Origin of the sequence: Okeania hirsuta (assembly GCF_003838195.1) — a bacterium.
Classification (GTDB): domain Bacteria; phylum Cyanobacteriota; class Cyanobacteriia; order Cyanobacteriales; family Microcoleaceae; genus Okeania; species Okeania hirsuta.
Genome location: NZ_RCBY01000267.1, coordinates 1 through 9,034, shown reverse-complemented (window position 1 = coordinate 9,034; position 9,034 = coordinate 1). Strand labels below are relative to the sequence as shown.

The following is a 9,034-nucleotide window of genomic DNA, read 5'->3' as shown; positions in this document are numbered from 1 at the left end:
GGGTTTGCCTTATATTTATTTTGATTTTTAAAGAAGGAAGAGGGAAGAGGGAAGAAGGAAGAAGAAAGAAGAAAGAGGGAGGAGGTAAGAAGGAAGAGGGAAGAAGGAAGAGGGAATAAAAGGAAGAAATAAGAAGGAAGAGGGAATAAATATTGAATAAAAATGATACAGTAGTTTCCGAAGTTATGAAGTACAACTAAATGAAGTGAATGTTTTTTTCCGAATAATTAATAATTAGGGCTTACTGATTAAATTTAAAAGCATTGATAGATAAAGGTTTTAGCCTTTTTTTGTCGAAAAAAGTACAAGCTTTTCGGTCTAAAAAGCTCAAAAAGTTAGTATTTTAGGGCAATAGTTGGGCCGAAAAATCAAGGGGTAACTCTTCCTCCTACCTCCTCTATAATTCCCATTTATCCTGACTCCTGACTCCTGACTCCTACCCTTCATCATTTGAGCTAACTTACACAAAGAAAACAGAATTTTTATGCTTAATATGTTTCCTTATGTGCTTTTGTATTTTTCTAAGTCCCCTGTTGTTGTTGTATTGTATTTTCAGGTTTCTGTACCGATTTAATGTTTTGCGTAATGGCTCGTATACTACAAGATATTTACTAAGTGTACTTTTTATCGTTTCATAAATATTAATTTTTTCCTATTCAATCAGGGTTAATAATCTACAACTATCTCTAGATAACTCTAGATTTTGTCAACTTCCTAATCCGGAATTTTAAGTTCTAGGAAAATGCCACCACTTCAGAAATTCAAACCAATTTAATTAGGTTCTTCTAGATTAGATATGATGACTTACTAGCTGATAATTATTCAAGCTCGCATCTCATCAAAAAATTTTAACTGAATATTATTAAGCACTTTAGATCACCAATTTTAAAACTCAGAAGTAGTTAGTTTAATATCTGCTGCTAACCAAGCTTTTTCAAACTCTTGTTTGACTTCAGCAGCTTCTTTTTGTTTACCTTGTGCCAATAAACTTTTTGCTAATCCATATAAAGACCAACCATTATTTGGATGCTGTTTTAAATCTTGACGGTAAACTACTTCTGCTTCTTTTTCCCGATTTAATTTTAACAAAGCTGCACCTAAAGATTGACGTACAGGATAATACCAATAAGGAGGTTCCATATAGGGTAAATTATCCTGAAGTTTTACGGCAGTTTGGTATTCGGAAATCATCTCTTCATTTTTATCTTTTAGGTATGCCATTTTTGCCATTAATAAATGATTAGCAATTGAAATTAAATTTGTAGCAGGAACATTTGCAGTTTCCAAAGCACTAAACTCTGAATTTTGCAATAATTTGTTGATTTTTTGATACTCAAATTGAGCATTTTCTAAATTTCCCTTACCAACCCATGCCATACCTCTTGCATAATGCCACATTGCCATTGTATAGGGTAACTTATTTGATGGTTGAGATTCGGTAAGAATTTCATCCCACTTACCAAATTGCACCAAAGAAAAATAGGGAGTGGGGAGAAACATTTCAGTCAAAGGAAACTGCTCAACTTCCTGAAGAGAAACTTTATCTACTAATTTTCTAGCGGCATTAATTGCATCTGTACTACGTCCTTCCATACTAGCTGCTGACCAGAAAAAATGAATATTGTGAGGATAATAAAGTGCTGAATATAATCCTTTTTGTTGAGAAGTTGCTAGAAATTTTTCATCTGCTTTAATCGCATTTTGGTTAGTACTAGCTGCATCGTGATAACGACCAATTCTGAGATATAGATGAGACGGCATATGTACTAAATGACCAGAAGCAGGAACTAAATTCCGGAGATTATCTGCTGATTTTTCTGCTTTTTCTGGATATGGGGAAGCTTCTAGGGCATGAATATAATAATGTATTGCTCCTGGATGATTTGGATTTTTTTCTAATACAAACTCTAATTTTTTAACAACTTCATTCGTTAAAGGTTGAGGTTCACCATTTTCTTTCCAGTAATTCCAAGGCATTAAATCCATTAAAGATTCAGCAAATAGAGTTGCTGCATCTAAATCATCAGGATATTGTTTGGAAAGTTCTCTCATGGTATTAGCATAAGCCATATCTAAAGGTTGACGATTTTCTAAATTTTGAGCAGAATATCTTTGAGATAAAGCATTAATATAAGATTGTTCTATAGAAGTAGTTTTGCTTGAAAGTTTTTGAGCTTTTTGGATGGCTTGATAAGCAGTAGGAATAGATTTTTGATTCATCGGTGCATTAATATTAGGACCTACTGATAAAGCAATACCCCAATAACACATTGCACAATTAGAATCTAATTTAGTTGCTTGTTGAAAAGAACGTTTAGCTTCATCATGGTTGAAGCCAAAAATCAAGGTTAAACCTTGGTCGAAGTAACGTTGAGCTTCAGGAGAATTTGTTGTTATTTGATGATGGATATTTCCTAAGTTATTCCATAGAGGAACTACACTGTTTAATTGATTTTGGTTTCTCTCACTAGCTGACCAAGAAGGATTTAAAGTAAGTGTAATATAAATGCAAGTTGTGATACAGATAGAGATAAGAAAAATCAGATTTTTTTTTGTTTTAATATTCATACTATGGTTGTTAATTATTGAATAAGGTTATTTAAGATGTCAAGTTTTGCTCTATTTTTTGTATTGGTGTTTTTGGCAATAACTTATTTAAAAAAATATTATTCTCAGGGCAAGTAGACTTCTTTATTTATAGAAGACAATATTACTATAGCAATTCTTCAGGTAGGCTATTGTATAGCGCTGTGCGCAGGCAACAGCTCATCTGGCAACAGCTCATCTGGGGGAATAAAAGACCGATAATACAAGACTTTTAGCTATTGGACAGTTCTTGTAATTTGTAAATATGCCAGCGCACATTGCTATATAACCTCAAAGCTTTACTAAAATTTTATTTTTTTAGTAGCTATAGTCCGTTTAATTAGCAGTAAAAAAACTTGACTCTATATCTTAAGCAAGTCTCCCTAATTCTATCTATTTTCCTTTTTTTGGCTGTTACTTACCCCGCAATATTTATAAGTATTCAACCAAACAGTTTCTGATTCTTTCTGAATTCCTTCTTTTTAGTTCAATAGGGTTCAGTTAAGGATTTTTTTGGAAGTTCTGTAAATTGTATAACCTCAAAGCTTTACTAAAATTTTATTTTTTTAGCTATAGTCCGTTTAATTAGCAGTAAAAAAACTTGACTCTATATCTTAAGCAAGTCTCCCTAATTCTATCTATTTTCCTTTTTTTGGCTGTTACTTACCCCGCAATATTTATAAGTATTCAACCAAACAGTTTCTGATTCTTTCTGAATTCCTTCTTTTTAGTTCAATAGGGTTCAGTTAAGGATTTTTTTGGAAGTTCTGTGATCTGAAAAGCTGATCTAATGGTTCCATAGTATAGGAGTTTTGGTCTTATCTATTTGCGCAGCATTCCGTAGGAAACCGTATTGCTTTTTAGTTGAAGGAGTTACAGGAAACCCAGAATAAAAAATTACTTCCTTAACTTACCAAGAATAAATCTGTTCCCCAAAATTTCCGTGACTATTTTCATCAGTATTCAAGAGAACATCATATAATTCCATCTGAATTACTCCTTTTAGTTGATTGACTCTCTAGCAAATAAGAACACCAATAATTACCACTACCTCCATCAAATTTTATTGTCTTAATACCTGGGATTTTCCATAACCATAATTTGAGATAAAGAGTGACAGCAAACCCAGAATAAAAAATTACTTCCTTAACTTGCCAAGAATAAATCTGTTCCCCAAAATTTCCGTGACTATTTTCATCAGTATTCAAGAGAACATCATATAATTCCATCTGAATTACTCCTTTTAGTTGATTGACTCTCTAGCAAATAAGAACACCAATAATTACCACTACCTCCATCAAATTTTATTGTCTTAATACCTGATATTTTCCATAACCATAATTTGAGATCAGGAGTTACAGGAAACCTAGAATAAAAAATTACTTCCATAACTATTTCAGCCAAAATCAGATTATTTATGCTAATTTTATCCTTTATATAATCATTCTTGCTTATTCTTACTTGACCAGAAAATCAGGTATCAAGCCTCCCCTTGAAATGGGTAAAAATCAACAAAATTCAGTGTTTCAAGTCTCCCTATGCCATGAAATACTGATAACTGATAAATGTTAACTGAAGTTACTTATTATCTACTAAATAAGAACACCAATCACTCCAACTACCTGCATAAAGTTTTCCTGTATTAATACCCGCCATTTTTAACGACCATAAATTCACACAAGCAGTCACACCAGAACCACAATAAACCATAACTTCCTCAGCACTTTTTACTTCTTCCCAGCGAGAAACTTGTTCCGAAACTTTCGCCTGACTATTTTCATCAGTAACTTGTTTCCAAGGATAATTAACCGCCCCTGGAATATGACCAGCAATAGGGTCAATAGGTTCATGTTTTCCTAAGTAGCGATCGCTATCTCGCGAATCAACTAATACTACTTCTGGCAAATCTTTTTTTGCTTTAACTATTTCTATATCTACTACCATTTTTGATTGAATTTGTGGTTCAAAAAAACCTGTTTGTGGGGCATAAATTTCATTAGTAATTGGATATTTTTTTTGCCACTCAGAAAAACCGCCATCTAAAAGAGCAACTTTTTCATGGCCCATGTATGTCAATAACCACCATAAACGGGAAGCAAAGGCAAAGCGAGAATCATCATAAGCTACAATTAGAGTCTCTCGGTATTTAACACCTATACTTGCTAATTTTTGACCAAGTTTATCAGGAACGGGTAATGGGTGACGCCCGCCATGTTTTTGTACTGCGCTGGAAAGGTCCTGATTAAGGTCTAGATAGAATGCACCAGGGATATGACCTGCTTGATATTGTTTTTGGCCTAATTCTGGGTCAGCTAAAGAAAAACGACAGTCGATGATGATTAGGTCTGGGTCATTGAGATGGTCTACTAACCACTGAGGAGAAATAAGAATATTTTTATTAGTCATATTTACTAAGTTAAATTAAGTTTTCTTCTGATAATAATAGTTGAGGATAGGTGGTAAAACTATTGATTGTTTGTGGCGATCGCTTCACTAACATTTTACTGATAAAAACAACTACTGCCATGAATAAGATTACCACAACTATCCCTAGAGTTATCTTACTAATTTTGAGATGATTCCAACTTCTATTTTTGATAGTATTAATTTTTGGCTTTGAATCAAATCTATATTGTTGATTATCATCAAAATTAGGCCAAGTTAAACATGATGAGGAATTTAATGTTAAATCAAACTCCTGACCCCAAATTGCATAATCATCCCTGTATCTTTTAATTAGTAATTTAACTCTTTTAATTGATTCAGGAGCTAATTCTATTAATTGATGTCTAACTATATCTACAATATAACTTCTCTCTGGCAATTCTTCAGATTCTAGGAGTATGTGTAACCATCCATTTACTGCACTAACTTTTGCATTAATACCTTGAGGATGTAACGTTCCATTTAATAGGGTAGCAATGGATTTAGAATTTCCTTGTTTAGCAAGTTCGATAAATCTATATTGAACCATAATTAATTACCTCTGAATAATGAATTGCAAATATAGCAATATGATTTTAGTTGTAAGATATTGAAGATTTTTAGGGAACAGGGAACGGGGAACAGGGAAAAGAGAAGAATAAAAAAATGAATATCTTATGAATAAGATAACTGCTATACCGTATACTTTTAAGAAACATCTCAATTCTCACATCTGATTCCTGATTGCTATATTTGTTTTTATTTACTTCGTAAGTATTTCCTGTGGAATGCTTACTTTACTTTTTAATTTTCGCTACTCTAATTGCATAGTCAGCATAGCCTTGATATTCTTTGACTTTTTTTCTAGCTTGTTTATATTTAGGATGAGATGCTGGCACTATTTTCATAAATTCTGTTGCGTCTTGCCACTGACTTGCTACTGCTTCCCATTCTATTTTAGTCTGGGCAGATTGAGCCATTTCTGCTGCATTTATAGCTCGATTAACTGCAAGTTTAAATGGGTCTGGTGGCGGTAATACAATAGTTGTTTTTGGGATAGGTGAAGATTTTTTTATTGGGGAATATACAGGTGTAGGTTGAGTTTTGACTTCTTCAATTTCTAGGTTTTCGGAGTTTACTTTTTTGGCTATTGGTGAGGGGTTTTCCGGAACTATAACTACAGTTTTTTCGGACATTAATTGCCATTGATAAAATCCATATATACCTAATGTAAGTAAAGGAATAATCAGTAATACCAAAATATTGTTTTTGATTGTTTTCTGGATGGTTTGTAAGTAATTACTTTTTTCTCTTTGATCAACTGGCTTGACTTTTTTTGTCGCCAATACTGATTGAGGTTTATTTGTGATTTTAACTCCAGAATAGGTGCTAGTTTTTGTCAATTCATTCTCTGTTTTATCTTTTTCTTTTTGCTTAAATACCCCGCCGTCTACACGGTGTTTACAATTGCTTGGGGTTTGAGTCCCCATCCACTTTTTCCTCTCTTGATGGGTATTCCTTTCCGTCTGTCGCCGACGCGGGGTCGCACCGCTTCTTCCTTCTTTCTTCTTCCTTCTTCCTTCTTCAATCAAATTAATCTGAGGTTGTTTGGATAAACTTGTCTTTTGTAGAGTAGGACTATATATTTTGTTCAATACCAAAAAACTTTTAGATAAAAATTCAAACTGATATAATTTAGCTGCTACAATTAACCAAACACTAATAAATATAAATAAAAGTAACTTTTCGATGGATGTTTCAGGATATAAAAATTGACTTTTTTCTAAAATGGCAACTTGATAATTTAGGTTAAACCAAGGCAAAATCAATGTATATATTAAAGTTGCTGCCAGGGTACTAATAATAATTATCAACCAACTATATAAAGCTTTCCACCAACTTGTAATTGGCGGGAATAAGAAAAAATTATACCGATAACTTCGATGTAAAATTTTCCTAAAAATATGAAAAATCAAAATAAAGTAATGATGCAAAAAAGCAAAAACAGGAATCAAAAAAAACAGAAAAATAATACTCAAACAAATGAATAACTCTAAACTTCCCCCTAGTTTTTGCCAACAATATATTCCCAGTTTTAAATCCTTAATTATGGCAACTAAAATAGTTATAAAATAAACCATAATTAAAGCCTTTAACCAAGAACTAGGATAAGGAAACCAAGGAGGTAAGTATAATTTTTTCTGTTTATTCATTAGATAACTATTTCAGAGGAAAAATTGATCAATCACAAATTCATGCCACAACCAACAGCAGATGGCTCTTTTACTTTTTTTTCACCCGAATTTGGTGAAACTTTTCACTCTCATTTTGGCGCTCAACAAGAAGCAGAATTTAAGTTTGTTTACCCAGTTCAACTATTATCTAGAATACATCAACCCGTGGTGTGCCTACTTGACGTTTGTTATGGACTAGGATATAACACTGCTTCTGCTTTAGCAGCCATCTGGAAAATTAATCCTGGTTGTCAAGTTCAATTGGTGGGTCTAGAATTAGACCCAGAGGTGCCAAAAGCAGCGATCGCTACAGGTCTTCTAGATAATTGGCCTGACCCTGTGCCAGAATTATTAGCTACTCTAGCTAATACCCATCAATTACAAACAGAAAAAATTCAAGCCAAACTGCCCATCGGGGACGCTAGAAGAACTATTCAAGAACTAAATAACTCCGGTTTCCAAGCTGATGCTATATTTCTCGACCCTTTTTCTCCACCCAGTTGTCCTCAACTTTGGACCGTAGAATTTTTGCGCTTAGTAGGTAGCTTTCTCAAACCTGATGGTTATCTAGCTACTTTTTCCTGCTCTGCAGCAGTCAGAAAAGCATTACTAGAAGCTCATTTGAAAATTGGTTCTACTGCACCAGTAGGTAGGCGATCGCCAGGAACAGTGGCCAGTTTTACTGAAGAATATTTACCCCCACTGTCCGAAAAAGAAAAAGAACATTTACTAACTCGCGCTAGTATTCCCTACCGAGACCCCCACTTATCAGACTCGGCGGAAATTATTATGCATCGTCGCCAGTTAGAACAACAAAAATCTTCCCTAGAACCTACATCTCATTGGAAAAAACGTTGGTTGTTGAAGAAGGAGTCAGGAGTCAGGAGTCAGGAGTCAGGAGTTCAAATTTAAAAGTCAAAAGTCAAAAGTCAAAAGTGAGGATATATGAAACTATGAAACTATAAGTACTGGAGAGTACAAAGTTCTGCTAAAAAACAGTTGGCTATCAAGATTGAAAGTGTTACTGGGAAAGGTTTACAGCACCTACTGTTGTGAATGGAGAATTTTTAACCTTGAGTCCGTGAAACCCTTGACTAGCAATAGTTATTCCCAGAACTTTGCACTGTCTAGTATAAGTAGTCATGCAAAATTAATGAAACATACTCTAAAGCTAAAAAGCTGATGCTGTAAAAATTACAGAGAATAAAATTAGGTAATTAATTTTGCTTAAGCACTTAGCAGTGCTTGAGGGGTATATTTACAAATTGCAGAGACTACCCAATAGCTAAAAGTCTTATATTATCTGCTTTTTTTTCATAAAATCTCACTTTTGACTTTTAGCTATTGGGTAGTCCCTGCAATTTGTAAATATACCCCTCAAGCACTGCTTTTTTTTCATAAAATCTCACTTTTGACTTTTGACTTTTGACTTTTGACTTCTACGGTGCTTTAATGGAACATTTTTTAGCGGATATGATATAAAAAGCAGATAATATAAGACTTTTAGCTATTGGGTAGTCTCTGCAATTTGTAAATATACCCCTCAAGCACTGCTAAGTGCTTAAGCAAAATTAATTACCTAATTTTATTCTCTGTAATTTTTACAGCATCAGCTTTTTAGCTTTAGAGTATGTTTCATTAATTTTGCATGACTACTTATACTAGACAGTACAAAGTTCTGCTAAAAAACAGTTGGCTATCAAGATTGAAAGTGTTACTGGGAAAGGTTTACAGCACCTACTGTTGTGAATGGAGAATTTTTAACCTTGAGTCCGTGAAACCCTTGACTA

At 33.6% G+C, this 9,034-nt stretch carries 6 protein-coding genes; 1 reads left to right on the top strand and 5 read right to left on the bottom strand.

Features of this window, described 5'->3' with window-relative positions; translation table 11 throughout:
- Positions 1–885: 885 nt before the first annotated feature.
- From D5R40_RS27540 to D5R40_RS27520, 5 genes are all read right to left on the bottom strand, one after another.
- Positions 886–2,568: a tetratricopeptide repeat protein gene (locus D5R40_RS27540; RefSeq protein WP_124146657.1), complete on the bottom strand. Its 1,683-nt coding sequence runs from the start codon at positions 2,566–2,568 to the stop codon at positions 886–888.
- Between the two features lie 992 nt (positions 2,569–3,560).
- Positions 3,561–3,815: a hypothetical protein gene (locus D5R40_RS27535; protein WP_124146658.1), complete on the bottom strand. Its 255-nt coding sequence runs from the start codon at positions 3,813–3,815 to the stop codon at positions 3,561–3,563.
- Between the two features lie 349 nt (positions 3,816–4,164).
- A complete protein-coding gene (locus D5R40_RS27530) occupies positions 4,165–4,992 on the bottom strand; it encodes a sulfurtransferase (RefSeq protein ID WP_124146659.1) in 828 nt (275 codons plus the stop codon).
- Positions 4,993–5,002: 10 nt separating this feature from the next.
- Positions 5,003–5,560, bottom strand: coding sequence for a hypothetical protein (locus D5R40_RS27525; RefSeq protein ID WP_124146660.1), 558 nt, complete (start codon positions 5,558–5,560; stop codon positions 5,003–5,005).
- 247 nt (positions 5,561–5,807) lie between these two features.
- Positions 5,808–7,223, bottom strand: a complete 1,416-nt coding sequence (locus D5R40_RS27520) for an ABC-2 family transporter permease (protein ID WP_124146661.1) — start codon at positions 7,221–7,223, stop codon at positions 5,808–5,810.
- Positions 7,224–7,265: 42 nt separating this feature from the next.
- On the opposite strand from D5R40_RS27520, the gene D5R40_RS27515 reads away from it, so the two are divergent.
- Positions 7,266–8,156, top strand: a complete 891-nt coding sequence (locus tag D5R40_RS27515) for a tRNA (5-methylaminomethyl-2-thiouridine)(34)-methyltransferase MnmD (RefSeq protein ID WP_124146662.1) — start codon at positions 7,266–7,268, stop codon at positions 8,154–8,156.
- Positions 8,157–9,034 lie beyond the last annotated feature (878 nt).